Below are 17,049 nucleotides of genomic sequence, written 5' to 3' on the forward strand. Positions count from 1 at the left end.
CTCAGCGCTGGACGCTGATCAGCAGCATCATCGGTCGCTCCCACTCTTCGGCCAGCGCCGGCTGCGCCGTGACCTCGGCATCGGTTGGACCCCATTCGTTGACATGCCGGATGCTGAAACCGGTGGCAATCAAGGTGTTGAGCAAGGTGCCAAGGGTGCGGTGTTGCTTGATCACGCCGTCCGCCAACCAGTGGGTCACGCGTTCGCCTTCCAGTTGATAACTGTCTACGGGCCAGCTCTTGCGGCCTTCGGCATCGGTGATCCAGCCAGGAGTGCGCGGTGCCATGAAGATCGGGTGCTCAATGGAAAACACAAAGTGCGAGCCGGGTTTCAGGGCGGCGTGAAGGTTGGCGAAGAGCCCTGGCAAGTCCTTGATGTAGTGCAGGGCCAGGGAGCTGTAGGCCAGATCGAAACTGTCGGCTGGCAGGTCGAGGTGTTCCAGGTCGGCGCGTCTGTAGCGGATGTTTCTATTTGAGGTGGTACTGCGCGCCTGCTCGAGCATCTTTTTCGACACGTCCAGGCCGAGCACGCTTTGAGCACCTTGTTCACTGGCCCAGCGGCAAAACCAGCCGTAGCCGCAGCCTAGATCCACGACCGTCAAACCTTGCATGGGCGGCAGCATTGCCTTCAATGCGGGCCATTCCGGTGCGGCGTCGAGGCCATTAATGGAGCGGGCCATCAGGCTGTAGCGTTGGAAGAATGCGGGGTCGTCGTAGATGTTTTGAGACATAGGGAAGACATCCATCGAATAGGGTTACAGGTGACATCAGCCCTGTTGCAACACCTTCAGCGCTGCCGATGCCAGAAAACCCGAACGGCTTTTCTCCTCCGGGTGGTGAAGTACGTACTCATCTATCCGATTCAGCAGGTAGCCAGGCAATGTGATGTTCAGCTTCTGGGCTTTGCCCAAGTATTTGGTAACGTCGATATCCACCAGTGCCCATGCACATCCCTCGTACTTGGGGTTGGCTGCATGCAGAGTCACTTTATTCGCGGGGGGGATTGGCGAACCATCTTCGGCCAAAATCTCGAAGTGACCCTCGATAGCTTCTCGGGCCATGGCCATAGCGTCATCCAGATCATCTCCTGCGGAAAAGCATCCTGGAATGTCGGGGACTTCCACACCCCAGGCGTGTTCGTCGTCGCCCATTGAAATCGCAATTGGGTAAAGCATGTTCTTTGTCCTCCGAGGACTCGGCACGTCTGGCTCGTTAGAGCAGCGCCTGTTGCAAAATACTAATTGCCGTTTTCTTACGAAGATCCTTCTTTGGATGAGGGACAGTCACCAGCCCTGGCTTGGTCGGATGCTTGAAGTGATGATGGCTGCCTCTGATTCGTACCAGATACCAACCGTCCGCAACGAGCTGGCTTATCAAAAATCGGCTATTCACATCACCTCCATGTGGTGTGCTTGTGGTTACTATACCTACTGATATTTTCCAATCAACACCATAACCACCAATGCCGTCCTGGCTTTGATGACACTAGGTGTAGGGATCGAGTCTAGAAGGCACCGTAGCGATGGCTTCACGCAGGGCGGAATTGAGGTGTCTTGTGTGTTGCGAGTGATTACGAAGGGGGAAATAGCTCAGATCTCAGCCGAAGATGGCCAACATCTTTTACGCACTGGAAGGTATGAAAATGCTAATGCGGGATGAAATTTGATAATAAATTCGTGGTTTTCAACAAAAACGCTAACGAACTTCAGGTTACCGCTACCTGCCAGGAGACAAACCCCCAGACACAAAAAAACCGGCCATCAAGGCCGGTTTTTTCTTTACCTGCATCCCCCGTCAAAAACCAACGTGAGACTGAAATTCGATTGGAGCGGGTGAAGGGAATCGAACCCTCGTTATCAGCTTGGGAAGCTGGAGTAATGCCATTATACGACACCCGCCTGGAGCGGCTGACTTTGTACCAGATGTGCGCATGGAAATGAAGTTTTTCTTTGCGCTGGAGGGCTTTGGCGCGGGTGAAACAAAGCATGGACCGAGTTGCGGTCGTTCGCGGGCAAGCCTCGCGCCTACAGGTATTCGTTTCAACCGTAGGGCAGGGCTTGCTCGCGATGACGCTGTTTCAGATGGCCAATGCATGGTGGTCCTGGACGTAGTTAAAACGCGGTCGGCTTGCATGCTGTGCCGGTTTCAGGAACCCCATCAGTGCGTTGCGGCTGTCTCGGCAGGCAGCTTTGTGCTCCAGGTCGAGAAAGTGGCCGGTGGCTTGCAGGGTACTGAACGTGCCGTGTTGCACATGGTTGGCGAACAGCCGGGCGTCTTCGGCTGCGGTGTACTCGTCCCATTCGCCGTTCATGAACAGCACCGGAACGTTGATTTTCTTCGCCGCGTTCAGGTAGCACTGCCGATCGCTGTGCAGCACATCGTTGATGTGGAAGTGCATCTGCCCGTACTCGTGCTCGGCCAACGAGCTGACATGCCGGTAGTTGAAACGCTTGAACAACGACGGCAAGTGTTTGCCGATGGTGTCGTTGACCAGATGCCCAACCCGGTCGCCGTCACGGCTGCCGAGGTAATCCACGCCGCGCTCCAGGTAATCGAGCATGTGGGCGTTGATGACTGGAGAGAACGAGCTGACCACGGCTTTTTCGATGCGTCGTGGCCGTTGCGACAGCGCGACCATGGTCGCGGCGCCACCCCAGGAAAACGACAGCACGTGTTCGGCGGCGAAGTGGTCGATCAGCTCCAGCAGGATCTGCCCTTCGATTTCCTTGGTCAGCATTTTCTCATGCAGGTTGTGGGCTTTTGACTTGCCCGCGTAGGGCTGGTCGTAGCAGACCACGTTGAAATGCGGGTAGAGGTTTTTCACGGTTTGGGCAAACGACGCAGTCGTGGCCATCGAGCCGTTGACCAAGATAATGGTCTTCTCTGCGGCGTCTGCGCGATAGAACTCCGTGTAAACCCGGTACTGACCTTGTATATCCAGCACAGCGATTTCTGGCCTCATGTCATAAGACTCCTGGCAAGCGGGTATGCGCGCAAAAGAGATTGCACGAGCTTTGTGACAGGTAGGCATATGCCTGGGAATTTGCTGGCCCATGTCGATCCAATGCAGTCCGGTCGACGGGTATTGTTATTGGCGGGCAGTTTGCCGGGTGAGGCCGGAACCCAAGGGTTCCTACCGGCAAAAAGTTTCTTAGAAGTATGTTGTGACTCGTCGGTCACATTTCGGCCGACGTCCTGATTCAAGCAGGGGTCACATCATTGCGCAAGTGCCGTTGGTAAATTGTTCGACAACTTTCTGCTGAGCGGTCGCCGGCTTAGATCAGGGCGATCTCTTCATCGCTGAGGGGGCGGTATTCGCCCGGTTTCAACGTTTCGTCGAGCACCAATGGACCCATGCGCTCGCGGTGCAGGCGCAGTACCTTGTTGTCGAAGTAGCCGAACATGCGCTTCACCTGGTGGTAACGACCCTCGACGATGCTCAGGCGCGCCGATTTCGGCCCCAGCAGCTCTAGCCCGGCCGGTTGGGTGGTCAGGTCTTCGAACGCGAAGTACAGGCCTTCGGTGAATTTGATGGCGTACTCGGGGCCGATGTCCTGCTCGGTTTCGACGTAATAGACCTTCGGCAATTTGGTCTGCGGCTGAGTCAGGCGACGTGACCAGCTGCCGTCGTTGGTGATCAGCATCAGCCCGGTGGTGTTGAAATCCAGGCGACCGGCGATGTGCAGTTCGTCCTTGTCCGGTTCATGGATCAGGTCGAGTACGGTGGGGTGGTGCGGGTCGCGGGTGGCACTGACGCAACCGGCGGGTTTGTGCAGCATGAAGTGGCGCAGTGGCTTGCCGGCCTGCAGGACCTCATCATCGACTTCGACGCGACTGAACTCGCGGACTTCGGTATGCGGGTCGCTGACGACTTTGCCGTCAACCCTTATGCGCTTTTCCACCAGCAACAGGCGCACCTGCTTGCGGTTGAAGCGGGTCAGGTTGCTGAGGAAACGGTCGACGCGCATGACTCAAGTATCGGTGGGGAAAGGGGCGCGCATCTTACTTGATCGGCTTGGGCGCTGCTTGCAACTGGGCCTCGACTTCGGCGCAGCGCGGACACAGGCAGGCAGCGTTGCGCAGCTCGGCTGGCAACGCTTCGAGCACAGTGGGATCGATGCTGACGCCGTAGCACCAGCACGCCCGGTCGGCGGTTCGCGGGTCGGCCAGGGCGCAGTCGTTGGGTGCGCCGCAGGCTGGGCAGAGGTCAGGCTGGCTCAATTGGATAGGCATAACTGGAGTGAGGCATTTCCACGCAGGTTCGGTTGCGGCCACTTTGTTTGGCTCGATACATCGCATGATCGGCCCGCGACAGTAGGGTATGCAAGGTGTCGTCGGCTTGCAGGGTGGTCAGGCCGATGCTGACCGTCAGGTGCAAGTGGCTGCCGTTGTAGGCATAACGCTGCCCTTGCACATGCTGGCGAATTTTCTCCGCAATCATCAGCCCCGTTTCACCGTCGGTGTCCTTGAGCAGTACGATGAACTCTTCACCGCCCCAGCGGCAGACGATGTCGGAATGACGCAGGCAGCTTTCCAGGTCCCGGGCGAAACCGATCAGCACCTGATCGCCAGCCAGGTGACCGTAGGTGTCGTTCAGGGCCTTGAAGTGGTCCAGATCCAGCAACAACGCGGTCAGTGGCTTGGGCTCGCGCTGAGCCTCGTGCATGGCCTGCGCGGCCAGCAGGTCGAAGCCGCGACGGTTGGGTAGCTCGGTCAGACTGTCGAGAGTGGCTTGGGCCTGGATCTGGCTCTGATAGCGGTTGATCACCCGCTTGAGCAGGGCCAGCACGGTCAGGGTGACCACCAGGCAAATCAGCAGATTGAGGTAGAGCGAGCGGCGGATGTCACTGAGGTCGCCGTCTTCGCGCTTGTCGACGAACAAGTACCAGTTCAATTCCGGAATGAAGCGCACGTTGAGGAAGTGTCCCTGGCCCTCGCCGGAATATTCGTAGCTGCCGCTGTGGGGTTTGGGTAATTGGCTGACCAGGCTTTTCATGGAAGTCAGTTCACCCAGGGTTTGCCCGGCCATTGCGCCGTCCGGCCCGCCTTCGGCGCCGGTCAGCACCAGGCGCCCGAAGGTGTCGACGAAGTACACGCTGCGCTGGTAGCGCTGCTGGTATTTGTCGATGAGTTTGATCACGGCGTCGACCGTCAGCCCGACGCCTGCCGCACCGATGAAGCGGTCGTTGTAGTCATAGACCTTGTAATTGATGAAGACGGTCAGGTTGTCTTTGTTGGCCAGGTCCGGATCAACGTTGATCTCGTAGGGATCTTTCATGTCGCGCACGCGAAAGTACCAGGTATCCCGCGGTTCCGTGGCCTTGACCTGCTTGAGCACGCCCTTGGCGTGGTAGTAGGTCAGGCTCTGGTTGGAAACGAAGAACGCGGTGTAGGCGCCGTAGTGGGTCATGACCTCATTGAGGTAGCGGGTCATCTGGTCGGAGTCGCGTTCGCCGTTGACCACCCAGTCGCGCATGAAGGTATCGCGGGCCATCATCGAGGAAATCAGGATCGGTCTGACCAGGTCCTTCTGGATTTCCGAGTAGACGGTGTCCGATGTCAGCGGCAGTTCGGTGTTGACGATGTTGTCGCGGATCGACGCCCGCGAGGCGTAGTAACTGAGGAGGGAGGTGGCCAGGAAACCTGCGCCCAGCAATGCAACCAGCGTGAGTACCAACGAGCGTTGAGAGTACAGCGGCGAGCGAAGCGGCATGGCAATTCCATTGGCAATGATCCGATGGCAGGCATTCTAGTGTTATGGCGAGGAAATAACTGCGGGATTTGTAGGATGAATCGGCAAGGATCAGGGGTCGCATGGCACATGGGGTGACGCCTTCGCGGGCAAGCCTCGCTCCTACGGGGACTGTGCAAGTCCGTAGGAGTGAGGCTTGCCCGCGAATCGTGAGATCAACCCAGAGACTTCAGGTAGGCCCGCCAGCCCCCGAGATGGCTGATATTGACGGCGTTGTCCAAGCCATACGCCTCACAAATAAACCCGCACTCCCAGTGCCCGTCCGCCAGTTGCACCTTGCCCAGTCCCAGCGGCGCCGGGATGCCGGTCAAGAAGGAGCCCAACTCGCTGCTCGGCAGTTCCCACACTTCCACGGCAATGGCCACGCCGCCATCTTTCACTCGTACCATGCCCGGACGAAACGGCGGGCCACCGGCCAGGGCATACAGCTGGTAGTCGGGTGAGCTGAACGTCGTTTCCACGAGCTTGGCGCCGCGTTGCTTGAGCTGCCAGTTCAGCGCCAGGCCGTCCAGATGCGCACCGCAGACCACCAGCCGCGCACGATCGTTGCGAGCGACCGCCGTAGGCGCAGGCGAGGTCAACCCTTGCTGGCGCTGCAAGCGGTCGGCCACGCTCAACAGATACTGATCGGTGAACGCCCGGCCAAACAGCGTCACGCCCCAGGGCAAGCCGTTGTCCATGAAGCCGCTAGGCACCGCAATGGCGGCGTAGTCGAGCAGGTTCATGAAGTTGGTGTAGTAACCCAGCTCGGAGTTGCGCAGCACCGGTTCAGCCTCCAGCTCAGCCAACGTGACCGGGCGGCCGATAGTCGGTGTGATCACACAGTCCAGGTTCTCCAGCGATTTATCACACAGGGCTTTCAACGCTTGCAGCCGATATTGGGCGCGGAAGGTTTGCACACCGCTGACCGCCGGGGCTTTGGCCAGCACCGCGCGAATCACCGGCAACACGGCGTCGGGGTTTTTCTCCATCAATTCGCCGGCCACGCTGTAACGCTCCGCCACCCACGGCCCTTCGTACAACAAGCGCGCCGCTTCGAGAAACGGCGACAGATCCAACTCCACCGCTTCGCCGCCCAGCGCTTTCAGGTGTTCGATGGCGTCAGCGAACAACAGCGGGCCTTGAGGGCAGCCGAAGAATTCCAGGTCTTGCGGTCGTGGCACACCAAAACGGAACGAGCGCACGGCGCCGAACGCCGAACCGTCATTCCACAGTGGATTGCTACGGCTGTATTCATCCCGCGGATCGAGTTGCGCCGTGAGCGCGAGCAGCTGACTGGCCTCCCGGGCGGTGGCGGTAAAGGTGGTCACGCAATCGAGCGTGCGGCAGGCCGGTATGACGCCGGCCGTGGAGATCAACCCTTTGGTGGCTTTCATCCCGACCAGATTGTTCAACGCTGCCGGCACCCGCCCGGAACCCGCTGTATCGGTGCCTAATGAAAAACTTGCCACGCCCAATGCGACGGCCAACGAAGAACCGGCGCTGGAACCGCCCGACGGGTATTCCGGCAGCACGCTGTTAGGGCAGGCGCCGTAGGGCGAGCGGCTGCCATTGAGACCGGTGGCGAATTGGTCGAGGTTGGTCTTGCCCAATGGAATCGCGCCGAGGGCCAGCAGTTGCTCGACGATTGTGGCCGAGCGCTGGGGGATGGAGGCAAATGCCGGGCAGGCCGCGGTGGTAGGAATGCCCTCCAGGTCGATGTTGTCCTTGATCGCGAACGGCACGCCGTACAGCGGCAGGCTGTCGATGTCGCGCTCCTCGAGTGCAGCCAGATAGGGCTCCAGTTCCTGGACGCTGAGCAAATGGATGAATAGGTGATAGTCCGGATTCAGCGCGGCGGCTTTTTCCCGTAAGGCGAGCAGCAGTTTGCGTGGCGTGGTCTCGCCGGTGCGGTAGGCCGCACGCAGGGTATCGAGTTGCAGATTCATGGCGTTAATCCTTTTCCAATGGGTTCAGTCGAGTTCCAGCACCACGACGCGCTGTCCGGCGCGCACCGATGAGCCCGGTTGCACGCGAATCTCGCGCACTACGCCAGCCAGAGGCGCGAGCAGCGGAATTTCCATCTTCATCGACTCCAGAATCACCAGCACATCGCCGGCCTCGACCCGGTCGCCGGCGTCCACCTGGACCTGCCAGAGGTTACCGGCGATGTGGCTGTCGATGCTCTGATGACCACTCGTCAAAGGCGCGTCATCAGTCGCTTGCGGCGTCGGTTCCTCACTGTCGAAATGCGCCTGGCCGCTGGCAATCCAGCGCTCGCGCTCGGCGTTGAACGCACTTTGTTGCTGGTCGCGAAATGCTGCGATGGTCTCGGCTTCCTTTGCCAGAAACGCCTGGTAATCCGCCAGGTTAAGCTGACTGTGTTCGATGCCCAGTTCGAAGCGCCCGAGGGGGAAATCCCGGCGAATGCGCAGCAGTTCATCGGCACTCACCGGGTAGAAACGGATCTGGTCGAAGAAGCGCAGCAGCCAGGGTTTGCCCTCGAACGCCGCGACCTCGCGATAGCGGTTCCACATCTGCAAGGTGCGCCCGACGAACTGATAACCGCCGGGGCCTTCCATGCCGTAGACGCACATGTAGGCGCCACCAATGCCCACCGAGTTTTCCGCGGTCCAGGTGCGGGCCGGGTTGTATTTGGTGGTGACCAGTCGATGACGCGGATCGAGAGGCGTGGCCACCGGTGCGCCAAGGTAGACGTCACCCAGACCCATCACCAGGTAGCTGGCGTCGAACACCGTGCGCTGCACTTCATCGAGGTTCGGCAGGTCGTTGATGCGGCGGATGAACTCCAGATTACTCGGGCACCAGGGCGCGTCCTTGCGTACGGTGGTCATGTACTTCTCGATGGCCAACTGGCACGCCGGATCGTCCCAGGACAGCGGCAGATGGACGATGCGCGACGGCACTTGCAGGTCTTTGGCGGCGCACACGGCGTCCCATTGGCCGGCGACGATGCCCAGTAGATCCGCCAGCGGCAGTTGCTCGGGTTGGTAGTGCACTTGCAGCGAACGGATGCCCGGGGTCAGGTCGATTACACCGTGCAGGTGTTGGCTTTCCAAGGCTTGCATGAGGGCGTGGGCGCGGAAGCGCAGGACGAGATCGAGTTCGGGGGCGCCGATTTCGAGGAGCAGGTGGGTGTCGCCCGAAAGCCTCGCCACCAGATGTGTGTCTCCCTGACCTAACTCTAAAACAACAGGCGAGATGAGATCCTGTGGGAGCTGGCTTGCCAGCGATGAAGGTGATGCGGTGCCTGGTCGGGCCTCATCGCTGGCAAGCCAGCTCCCACAGGTATCCCATTTGCAGGCGAGGGCGCGGGCGGTCTTGAGGTCGACGGGGTGGAACTGCACCTTATCGCCAGCCTTGAGCTGCCCCAGCTGCCAAAGGTCCGCTTCGATCACCGTCACCGGGCACACGAACCCGCCCAGGCTCGGGCCATCCGGGCCGAGGATTACCGGCATGTCCCCAGTGAAATCCACCGCGCCGATCGCGTAGGGATTGTCGTGAATGTTCGACGGATGCAGCCCGGCCTCGCCACCGTCGGCACGCACCCATTCCGGCTTCGGTCCGATAAGGCGCACGCCGGTGCGGCTGGAGTTGAAATGCACCTCCCATTGCGTGGCGAAGAAGGTGGCGATGTAGTTTTCCGTGAAGTATTCCGGCGCGCCGTGGGGGCCATAAATCACCCGGATTTGTCGTACGGCGGGCAGTTCGGTGGCCTGGGTTTGCGGCAGTTGCGCACCTGTGCTGTGGTCGCTCAAGGCCGGCACATGCAGTACATCGCCGGATCGCAAGGCGCGACCGCCGTGGCCACCGAACTGACCCAGGGTGAAGGTGCTTTTACTGCCCAAATAATTCGGCACTTGCAAGCCGCCGCGCAGGCATAGGTAACTGCGCGCGCCCGCACCGGCGATTGTGCCGAGGTTAAACGTTGCGCCTGCCGGCACCCGCAAAGACGTATTCATCGGTACGGTTTCGCCGTTGAGCGTCAGTGGGATTTCTGCGCCCGTTACAGCAACCACCCCATCGCAATTGAAGCGCAGCATCGGCCCGCTCATGGTGATTTCCAGCGCGGCGGCACCTTCTTCGTTGCCGAGTAAAAGATTGCCCAGACGCAAGGCGCGACTGTCCATTGGCCCGGAAGGCGGTACACCGACGGCCCAGTAGCCGAGGCGGCCGGGATAGTCCTGGACGCTGGTTTGGGTGCCCGCACTGAGCACTTCAATGGTGTTGGCCTGATAGACCAGATTTTCGAGGCAACGGGTCCACGGCTGGCCGCTGGCGAACGGTGTATCCAGCAGAATCTGCCGCAAGTAATCACGGTTGGTTTCCACGCCATAAAGCAGGCTGTCGCCCAGTGCCTGATGCAGATCGGCGCGAGCTGCTTCGCGGGTTGGTGCCCAACTGATGACCTTGGCGATCATCGGGTCAAAGTAGGGCGGGATCTCGCAACCGGCTTCGACCCAGGTGTCGATGCGCAGCTGCTTGCCATCGGCGAGGGGAAAATTCACGGCGGTGAGCAGGCCGGGGCTCGGTTGGAAATCCCGGCCCGGATCTTCGGCATACAGCCGCGCCTGAATCGCATGGCCGCTGGCTTTCAAGCTCTGGCTCAGTGCGTTCAACGGCGGCAGATCGCCGGCCGCCAGTTCGACCATCCAACGCACTAGGTCTACGCCCCACACCTGTTCGGTGACGCCGTGCTCCACCTGCAAACGGGTGTTCACTTCAAGGAAGTAGAAGCGCTGACCTTCGCTGTCGAAAACGAATTCCACGGTGCCGGCGCTGCGATAGTTCACGGCCTTGGCCAACTTGATCGCCGCTGCGCACAACTCATCGGCCATGCCGTCTGGCAGGTTGGGGGCCGGGGTTTCTTCGAGGACTTTCTGGTTGCGCCGTTGTACCGAGCAGTCGCGCACGCCGAGGGCGATCACGTCCCCCCGACCGTCGCCGAACACCTGGACTTCCAGATGCCGGGCACGCTGGATGTATTTCTCGATGAACACCCCGGCGTCGCTGAAGTTGTTCTGGCCCAGACGTTTGACCGCTTCGAAGGACTCACTCAACTCCTCTGCGCTGCGGCACGCGCGCATGCCGATGCCACCGCCGCCAGCGGTGCTTTTGAGCATGACCGGGTAGCCGACGTGTTCGCCGGCTATCAACGCTGCATCGAGACTGTCGAGCAACTCGGTGCCTTCGAGCATCGGCACGCCGTGTTGCTTGGCCAAGGCGCGGGCGGTGTGCTTGAGGCCGAATACGCGCAGTTGCTCCGGCGTTGGGCCGATGAAAGCAATACCCGCTGCTTCACAGGCTTGGGCAAACTCGGCGTTTTCCGAGAGAAACCCGTAGCCGGGGTGGATCGCCGTGGCGCCGCTGGACTTGGCGATGGCGAGTATCTTTTCTACCGCCAGATAAGTACCGGCGGCCGCGCCTTCACCAAGGCTGTGAGCCTCGTCGGCTTGCAGGATGTGCAGGCTGGCGGCATCGGCTTCGGAGTAAACGGCAACACCCTGGACGTGCAGTTCACGCAAGGTGCGCAGGATGCGGCAGGCAATGGCCCCACGGTTGGCAATCAGGACTTTTTCGAACATGGCATGACCCCTGAAGGGGATGCGGGCCGTCCCGCAGTTTTTCGATCTGCACCTGGGCCGTCCCGGGTGCACAAAATGACACCGATCTCCTGTAGGAGCTGCCGAAGGCTGCGATCTTTTGACCTTGCTTGTGATCTTCATTGATCTTTTGGAGATCAAGATCAAAAGATCGCAGCCTTCGGCAGCTCCTACAGGGGCGGTTATTTAATGCACTGCCCGGATCGGGCCTGGCACAGGGCAAACAACCAGCGGCGCAAACGGCTCATTTTCAGTTCCATACCAAAAGCTCCGCAGGGGTCGGGTTGTAGGCGTTGCACGGGTTGTTCAGTTGCGGGCAGTTGGAGATCAACACGATCACATCCATCTCGGCGCGCAGATCGACGTATTTGCCCGGCGCGGAAATCCCGTCTTCGAACGTCAGTCCGCCGTCGGCGGTGACCGGCACGTTCATGAAGAAATTGATATTCGGCCCGATGTCGCCTTTGCCGAGCCGACCATCGTGGACGCAGGCGCGCAGGTAGTTGTCGCGGCAGCTGTGCATGTAGCGTTTCTCCAGGGCGTAGCGCACGGTATTGCTCTCTTGCGCGCAGGCGCCACCCAGGGTGTCGTGACGACCGCAGGTGTCGGCGACGATGGTCAGCATCGGCTTGCCGAGGTTGGAATACAGCACGCTGCCGGTGCTCAGGTACACGCTGTTCTGCCGGCGCAGGGTGCGCTGCACGTCGTAGCGTTCCTTCGGGTTGGCGACGTTGTAGAACAGCGTATCGACCGCCTGATTGCCTTCCAGATCGAGAATGCGCAGGGTCTGGCCGGCCTTGACCTCCATCAGCCAGGGCTCGCCGGCGGGGATGGTGGCGCGGTAGATCGCGGCTTCGGGTTGCTTGGCAGCGGTAGCGAGTGCAAGTGACATGGCAGCGATCCTCAGGCGAACAGACGGTCGGTGTTGATAAAGCCGCGCTCGTTTTCCGGGCGCGAAGTGCGGCAGTGTTCGGCGACGCTGGGGTCGGCGTTCATCCAACTGAGCTTCAAGGGTTTCGGCGCATAGTCCGGCGCCGGGTCCATCGGATGTTGCAGGGCGGTGAGCACCACCAAGGTGTCCATCGGCGCGTACAGCTCGATGTAGTCGCCGGCCTTGGAGTTGCCTTCAACGAAGTGGAAGCGTCCTGTCTCGTCGACGTTCACCCGGCTGAACAGATTGAGGGTCATCAGTAAGTCCGACAGGCCCAGGCCCCACTTGCCCAGTTCAACCAGCAGGTTGTCGGTGCCATTGCGGAAAAAACCGTTGCGCAGTTCCTGATAACGCCCGGCGCCGTATTTTTCCGCGACTTCCTCGGCGCAAAGAACACCGCCCAGGCTGTCGCTCCAGCCGCAGGTGTCAGCGGTGATCGCCGCCAGCACACGGCCCATGTCCGAATACAGGCAATGGCCCGTTGTGAGCTTGGCGGTGTGCTGGCACTTGAGGCTGTCGGGCAGGTTCAGGCGTTCGGTTTTTTCGTTGGCATTGAGTAGCGTCAAGCTGACGTTGGCGCCGCCACGGATATCGGTCAGGCGCAGCAACTGGCCGCGCTTGAGCACGAATGAACGATGGCCGCCACCGGGGAGCATTTCTTCGGCGAAGGGTGGGAACAGTTGGGTCGAATCAGTCATGTGCAGATTCCTCTAAGCGATACGAAGCGTGCCTGCCAGTGGGGCCGGCAGGGTGTCGACGGCGGCGCGCTGGACGCGGCGGTCGCTGTTCAAGGGGATGTCATAGGTGATGCGCGCGCCGTAAGCGCCGGGGGCGTGCGGGTCGAGGCGAACCTTGTCGAACACCAGCAGGCGAGTGCCGAGGCTGAAACCTTCGGACAGGTCATGGGTAACCATGAACACTGTCAGTTGCGTCTCGCGCCACAGTTCCAGCAGCAAGGCGTGCATGTCCTTGCGGATGCCAGGGTCGAGGGCGCCGAACGGTTCGTCGAGCAGCAGCACGCGAGGTTTCATGATCAGCGCCTGGGCGATGGCCAGCCGCTGCTGCATGCCGCCGGACAACTGCGCCGGGTACTTGTCCAGCGAGTGACCGAGGCCGACTTTGTGCAGCAGCATCGAGGCCTGTTCGCGGGCCTCTTTTTTTGCGCTGCCAAACAGACGTCCGAGCAGCGGTGAGCGCGGCAATTCGAGGCCCAAGGCGACGTTGTCCAGCACGCTCAGGTGCGGGAACACCGAGTAGCGTTGAAACACCACGCCACGGCTGGCGTCCGGTTCGCCGGCCAGCGGCTGGCCGTCGAGCAGGATCTCGCCGCGACTGGCTTTTTCCTGGCCGAGCAGCAAGCGCAGGAAGGTCGACTTGCCGCAACCGGAGGCACCGACGAGTGTGCAGAACTCACCTTCATTGACGCTCAGGTTCAGGCCTTCGAGTACCACCTGATCGGCGTATTGCTGCCAGACGTTCTTTACGCAAATGAAGCTCATTTGGCGGCCCCCTCATACCAGGGGAACGCTCGGCGGATCAGGTATTTGAGGCCCCAATCCATCAGCCAGGCCAGCAGGGTGATCCACACCACGTAGGGCAGGATGACGTCCATCGCCAGGTAGCGGCGCACAAGGAAAATCCGGTAGCCGAGGCCGTCAATAGAGGCGATGGCTTCGGCGGCAATCAGGAACAACCACGCCGAGCCGAGCATCAGCCGAAGCGAGATCAACAGGCGTGGCAGCAATTGCGGCAGCACCACCCGCAGCATCAGGGTCCAGGTCGAGGCACCGAGGGTTTGGGCCTTGATCAGTAGCTCCACGGGAATTTCTCGGGCGCGCTGTTCCAGGTCACGAGCGAGCGCCGGAGTGATGCCGATCACGATCAGCATCACTTTCGATAGCTCACCGAGACCGAACACGATGAACAGGATCGGCAAGATCGCCAGTGGCGGCACCATCGACAGCACCGTGAGCAAGGGCGACAACGGTGCGCCGAACAGCGGCAGAGTACCGGCGGCCATGCCCAGGCACAGCCCGACCAATGCGCTGATGCCCAGGCCAATGGCCAGGCGTTGCAGACTGGAAGCGGTGTCTTGCCACAACACGTATTCACCGGTGCGGGTATCCGCGACGAAGGCCAGGCGTTTCACCGCATCGGTCATCTGCACGGCACTGGGCAAAAGTTTGTCGTTGGGGTTGTCCATCAGCCGCTCGGCCGAGCCCAGGAAGTAAGCGAGCAACACCAGGGCGAACGGCAGGATCACCAGTAGCAGGCGACTCGGTCGATCCGGGTGGCGATTGATCAGGCGCATGGCCAAGTCCTCTTCTTACAACTGGGCGTCGGCGGCCATTTGCACGTAGCTGGGGTCAAAGCGCAGCTTGAGGTTGCCCTTGTCGCCGCTGGTCACGCCGTTGGCGAAGGCCATGCCGACTGCGCTGGTGTCCTTGGCGCCTTCACCGAGCAAGCCGTGCTGGAACGAAAACTCGGCGACCCGGCGCATGGTTTCCGGCAGTTGCTTGCTGGTGCTGAACGCCAGGGCTTCCTTGGGCGTGGCAAACAACTTGGTGGTATCCAGTTGCGCCTGGAAGCCCGCCAGATCGGTGCCCGAAGCCTTGGCCATGTGTTCCAGCGCGGATTGGCTGGCGGCGTTTTTCGCGTTCATCAACTCGACCACTTCGAACCAGGCACCGGTCAGCGCCTTGCCCAGGGCCGGGTTGTCTTTGAGGGTTTGGGAGTTGACCACCATCATGTCCATGATTTCGCCGGGGATCTGGCTGGAGTTGAAGACTTCAGTCACTGCAGGCTTGGCCTTGATGTCCGAGAGCATCGGGTTCCAGGTGGTGACGGCGTTGACCTGATCGGTGTTGAAGGCCGCCGAGATGTCAGCGTCGGAGGTGTTGACCACCTTCAGGTCTTTCTCGGTGAGGTCAACCGAATCCAGTGCCCGGGCCAGCAGGTAGTGGGAGACCGACAGCTCCACCAGATTGACGTCCATGCCCTTGAGGTCGGCGACTTTCTTGCCTTCGCCCTTGAGCACGATGCCGTCGTTGCCGTTGGAGAAATCGCTGACGATCAGCGCGGTGCTGTCGACGCCACCGGCTGCCGGAATGGTCAGCGCGTCCATGTTGGTCATGGTGCAGCCGTCGAACTGGCCGGCGGTGTACTGGTTGATGGATTCGACATAGTCGTTGAGCTGCACCACATCGATCTTGATGCCGTACTTCTTCGCCCATTTGTCGACGATGCCCTGGCTGCCAGCATATTCCCAGGGCATCCAGCCGGCATAAATCGTCCAGCAGACGCTGAAATGGTCTTTTTGTGCGGCGTGGGAAGAGAGGCTCACAAGGGCTGCCAGTGCAGCGGCGACCAGGGCGGGTAAACGAAGCTGGGACATGGTGGTTCTCCAGTTGATCAAGGGCGGGCAGAAGGCAATGCGGCACCGCGAACGGTGGCTTGTCTCCCGGGCTTTTGTCCCGCCGTGTAACCTCAACTGGAGGTCGCCAACTCTCGGACCAGTCGCACGCCGTAGCGCGCCGGAACCCTAGTCAGCCATTGCAAATTGTGGTGCCGCGAACCTGTGATGACTCCTGCACGGCTTTGCTAAAGCGAGAGCCGTGCCAAGTCGAGCGAAGCGCTCTGGCTTGGGGCGTTGCGCGAATGATGGGATTTGAGACGGACGTTGTCTTGCCTCGTGATGGTGCGTGGGTGCACCTCGATGGACCGTGTTGGCCGCTGATCCGAAGGTTGGCGCTGGGTCGCACTTGATCGCCGATTGCGAGTCAAAAGTGGTATCAGCCGGCCCGTGTCGGCTGTAGGTCTTTCAGGAGGCCGCCATGCTTCGTCGATTGTTGTTCGGTGTTGTGCTCGGCTTGGGATTGTCCGGCTGCTATTACTACGACGGTGGCTACGATGTGTATTCCTCGCCTTATTACTATCCCTATCCCGGTTATTCGCCTTATTCCTACTATTACGGTCCGGGCTATTACTACGGCGGCCCGCGCTTTTATGGCGGTTATCGTTACTACCACTGGAGCGGGCACTCGCATTATCACGGCGGTGGATATCGGGGGTATCACCATTAATTGGCGGTTGAATGGATGAAAAACCTTTCATCGGCGAGATGTTTCAACTTGTTACCAGGACGCACCGGATTCTGAATTTGATGTCAGATGTTTCGACAGCCGATGAATTATCAGCTGTCGCCTGCCAGCGTCGCTGGTATGGCTCACTCGCGGTCCAGGAGGCCGCCATGCTCTGTCGAAAGAGTTTCCGACGATTTCTAATGATGGCTGTGTTGGGATTGTCCCTGGGTGGGTGCGAGCCTTATTACGAGGGAGGCGGCAGTTATTACGGCTCCGAGGTCTATACCTCGCCAGCACCGGCTTATTACTCCAGCGGCGGTTATTACACGAACGACAGTTACTACTCGCCGCCTCGCCGGTATTACTCACCGCCCGCCAGGTATTACCAACCGACGCCGCGGTATTACTACCAGCCACGGGTTTATCAGCCGACACCACACTATTACCAGCCGTCGTCCCGTTACTATCAAACACGGCCCGATTACCGGGCGCATCAGAACCATGGTTGGGACGGTCACAACCGTGGCAACTGGGACAATGATCATCGAGATGGACACAACGACAATCACGAGCGTCGAGGCGACGGTAATGGGCACGGAAATCATAATGGCCAGGGTAATCACCGCTAACCCGGCCTGAATGCCATTTCCTGTAGGAGCGAGCATGCTCGCTCCTACAGTTG

The 17,049-nt window shown here is 60.2% G+C and carries 16 protein-coding genes, 1 tRNA gene and 1 riboswitch; of the genes, 2 read left to right on the forward strand and 15 right to left on the reverse strand.

All coding sequences use genetic code 11. The features are described 5' to 3' along the window. Nucleotide 1 precedes the first annotated feature (1 nt). The 15 genes from ABTV22_RS06850 to ABTV22_RS06920 form a co-directional block, all read right to left on the reverse strand. Nucleotides 2-730: a class I SAM-dependent methyltransferase gene (locus ABTV22_RS06850; RefSeq protein WP_433739151.1), complete on the reverse strand. Its 729-nt coding sequence runs from the start codon at nt 728-730 to the stop codon at nt 2-4. 36 nt (nt 731-766) lie between these two features. Then, nucleotides 767-1,174 carry a type II toxin-antitoxin system HicB family antitoxin gene (locus tag ABTV22_RS06855; RefSeq protein ID WP_433739152.1) on the reverse strand — a complete coding sequence of 136 codons (408 nt, stop codon included), beginning with the start codon at nt 1,172-1,174 and terminating at the stop codon, nt 767-769. Nucleotides 1,175-1,211: 37 nt separating this feature from the next. After that, nucleotides 1,212-1,391: a type II toxin-antitoxin system HicA family toxin gene (locus ABTV22_RS06860; RefSeq protein ID WP_433739153.1), complete on the reverse strand. Its 180-nt coding sequence runs from the start codon at nt 1,389-1,391 to the stop codon at nt 1,212-1,214. Between the two features lie 432 nt (nt 1,392-1,823). Continuing rightward, a tRNA-Gly gene (locus tag ABTV22_RS06865) sits at nt 1,824-1,897 on the reverse strand. 179 nt (nt 1,898-2,076) lie between these two features. Continuing rightward, nucleotides 2,077-2,961: an alpha/beta fold hydrolase gene (locus tag ABTV22_RS06870; protein WP_433739154.1), complete on the reverse strand. Its 885-nt coding sequence runs from the start codon at nt 2,959-2,961 to the stop codon at nt 2,077-2,079. Nucleotides 2,962-3,274: 313 nt separating this feature from the next. Next, nucleotides 3,275-3,967, reverse strand: coding sequence for a pseudouridine synthase (locus tag ABTV22_RS06875; RefSeq protein ID WP_433739155.1), 693 nt, complete (start codon nt 3,965-3,967; stop codon nt 3,275-3,277). A gap of 34 nt (nt 3,968-4,001) precedes the next feature. Continuing rightward, complete coding sequence (locus ABTV22_RS06880; protein ID WP_433739156.1) at nt 4,002-4,220, reverse strand: cysteine-rich CWC family protein; 219 nt, start codon at nt 4,218-4,220, stop codon at nt 4,002-4,004. Continuing rightward, nucleotides 4,207-5,712: a sensor domain-containing diguanylate cyclase gene (locus ABTV22_RS06885; RefSeq protein WP_433739157.1), complete on the reverse strand. Its 1,506-nt coding sequence runs from the start codon at nt 5,710-5,712 to the stop codon at nt 4,207-4,209. The genes ABTV22_RS06880 and ABTV22_RS06885 overlap by 14 nt, the downstream gene beginning before the upstream one ends. Before the next feature lie 194 nt (nt 5,713-5,906). Continuing rightward, complete coding sequence (atzF, locus tag ABTV22_RS06890; RefSeq protein ID WP_433739158.1) at nt 5,907-7,679, reverse strand: allophanate hydrolase; 1,773 nt, start codon at nt 7,677-7,679, stop codon at nt 5,907-5,909. Between the two features lie 24 nt (nt 7,680-7,703). Next, nucleotides 7,704-11,336: an urea carboxylase gene (gene uca / locus ABTV22_RS06895; protein ID WP_433739159.1), complete on the reverse strand. Its 3,633-nt coding sequence runs from the start codon at nt 11,334-11,336 to the stop codon at nt 7,704-7,706. Between the two features lie 268 nt (nt 11,337-11,604). Continuing rightward, nucleotides 11,605-12,246: an urea amidolyase associated protein UAAP2 gene (locus tag ABTV22_RS06900; RefSeq protein WP_433739160.1), complete on the reverse strand. Its 642-nt coding sequence runs from the start codon at nt 12,244-12,246 to the stop codon at nt 11,605-11,607. 11 nt (nt 12,247-12,257) lie between these two features. Then, nucleotides 12,258-12,983 carry an urea amidolyase associated protein UAAP1 gene (locus tag ABTV22_RS06905; RefSeq protein ID WP_433739161.1) on the reverse strand — a complete coding sequence of 242 codons (726 nt, stop codon included), beginning with the start codon at nt 12,981-12,983 and terminating at the stop codon, nt 12,258-12,260. A gap of 12 nt (nt 12,984-12,995) precedes the next feature. After that, the gene (locus ABTV22_RS06910) at nt 12,996-13,784 is read right to left on the reverse strand and encodes an ABC transporter ATP-binding protein (RefSeq protein ID WP_433739162.1); all 789 of its coding nucleotides are present in this window, start codon (nt 13,782-13,784) and stop codon (nt 12,996-12,998) included. Then, nucleotides 13,781-14,596 carry an ABC transporter permease gene (locus tag ABTV22_RS06915; RefSeq protein WP_433739163.1) on the reverse strand — a complete coding sequence of 272 codons (816 nt, stop codon included), beginning with the start codon at nt 14,594-14,596 and terminating at the stop codon, nt 13,781-13,783. Before ABTV22_RS06915 ends, ABTV22_RS06910 begins: the two co-directional genes overlap by 4 nt. Nucleotides 14,597-14,611: 15 nt before the next feature. After that, entirely contained in the window at nt 14,612-15,679 is a 1,068-nt protein-coding gene (locus ABTV22_RS06920; protein ID WP_433739164.1) for a putative urea ABC transporter substrate-binding protein, read from the reverse strand. 61 nt (nt 15,680-15,740) lie between these two features. Continuing rightward, a riboswitch (guanidine-I (ykkC/yxkD leader) is annotated at nt 15,741-15,841 on the reverse strand. A gap of 277 nt (nt 15,842-16,118) precedes the next feature. Here ABTV22_RS06920 and ABTV22_RS06925 point away from each other — a divergent pair. Continuing rightward, nucleotides 16,119-16,367: a hypothetical protein gene (locus tag ABTV22_RS06925; protein ID WP_433739165.1), complete on the forward strand. Its 249-nt coding sequence runs from the start codon at nt 16,119-16,121 to the stop codon at nt 16,365-16,367. 167 nt (nt 16,368-16,534) lie between these two features. Continuing rightward, complete coding sequence (locus ABTV22_RS06930; RefSeq protein WP_433741325.1) at nt 16,535-16,996, forward strand: hypothetical protein; 462 nt, start codon at nt 16,535-16,537, stop codon at nt 16,994-16,996. Nucleotides 16,997-17,049: the final 53 nt, after the last annotated feature.

This window comes from Pseudomonas putida (assembly GCF_050990305.1).
Lineage (GTDB): Bacteria > Pseudomonadota > Gammaproteobacteria > Pseudomonadales > Pseudomonadaceae > Aquipseudomonas > Aquipseudomonas putida_AH.

Coding starts and splice junctions, on each gene's coding strand:
- ABTV22_RS06870 (WP_433739154.1), bottom strand. CDS start 2,961: ATGAGGCCAGAAATCGCTGTGCTGGATATACAAGGTCAGTACCGGGTT.
- ABTV22_RS06905 (WP_433739161.1), bottom strand. CDS start 12,983: ATGACTGATTCGACCCAACTGTTCCCACCCTTCGCCGAAGAAATGCTC.
- uca (WP_433739159.1), bottom strand. CDS start 11,336: ATGTTCGAAAAAGTCCTGATTGCCAACCGTGGGGCCATTGCCTGCCGC.
- ABTV22_RS06885 (WP_433739157.1), bottom strand. CDS start 5,712: ATGCCGCTTCGCTCGCCGCTGTACTCTCAACGCTCGTTGGTACTCACG.
- atzF (WP_433739158.1), bottom strand. CDS start 7,679: ATGAATCTGCAACTCGATACCCTGCGTGCGGCCTACCGCACCGGCGAG.
- ABTV22_RS06930 (WP_433741325.1), top strand. CDS start 16,535: ATGCTCTGTCGAAAGAGTTTCCGACGATTTCTAATGATGGCTGTGTTG.
- ABTV22_RS06855 (WP_433739152.1), bottom strand. CDS start 1,174: ATGCTTTACCCAATTGCGATTTCAATGGGCGACGACGAACACGCCTGG.
- ABTV22_RS06920 (WP_433739164.1), bottom strand. CDS start 15,679: ATGTCCCAGCTTCGTTTACCCGCCCTGGTCGCCGCTGCACTGGCAGCC.
- ABTV22_RS06875 (WP_433739155.1), bottom strand. CDS start 3,967: ATGCGCGTCGACCGTTTCCTCAGCAACCTGACCCGCTTCAACCGCAAG.
- ABTV22_RS06925 (WP_433739165.1), top strand. CDS start 16,119: ATGCTTCGTCGATTGTTGTTCGGTGTTGTGCTCGGCTTGGGATTGTCC.
- ABTV22_RS06900 (WP_433739160.1), bottom strand. CDS start 12,246: ATGTCACTTGCACTCGCTACCGCTGCCAAGCAACCCGAAGCCGCGATC.
- ABTV22_RS06910 (WP_433739162.1), bottom strand. CDS start 13,784: ATGAGCTTCATTTGCGTAAAGAACGTCTGGCAGCAATACGCCGATCAG.
- ABTV22_RS06850 (WP_433739151.1), bottom strand. CDS start 730: ATGTCTCAAAACATCTACGACGACCCCGCATTCTTCCAACGCTACAGC.
- ABTV22_RS06915 (WP_433739163.1), bottom strand. CDS start 14,596: ATGCGCCTGATCAATCGCCACCCGGATCGACCGAGTCGCCTGCTACTG.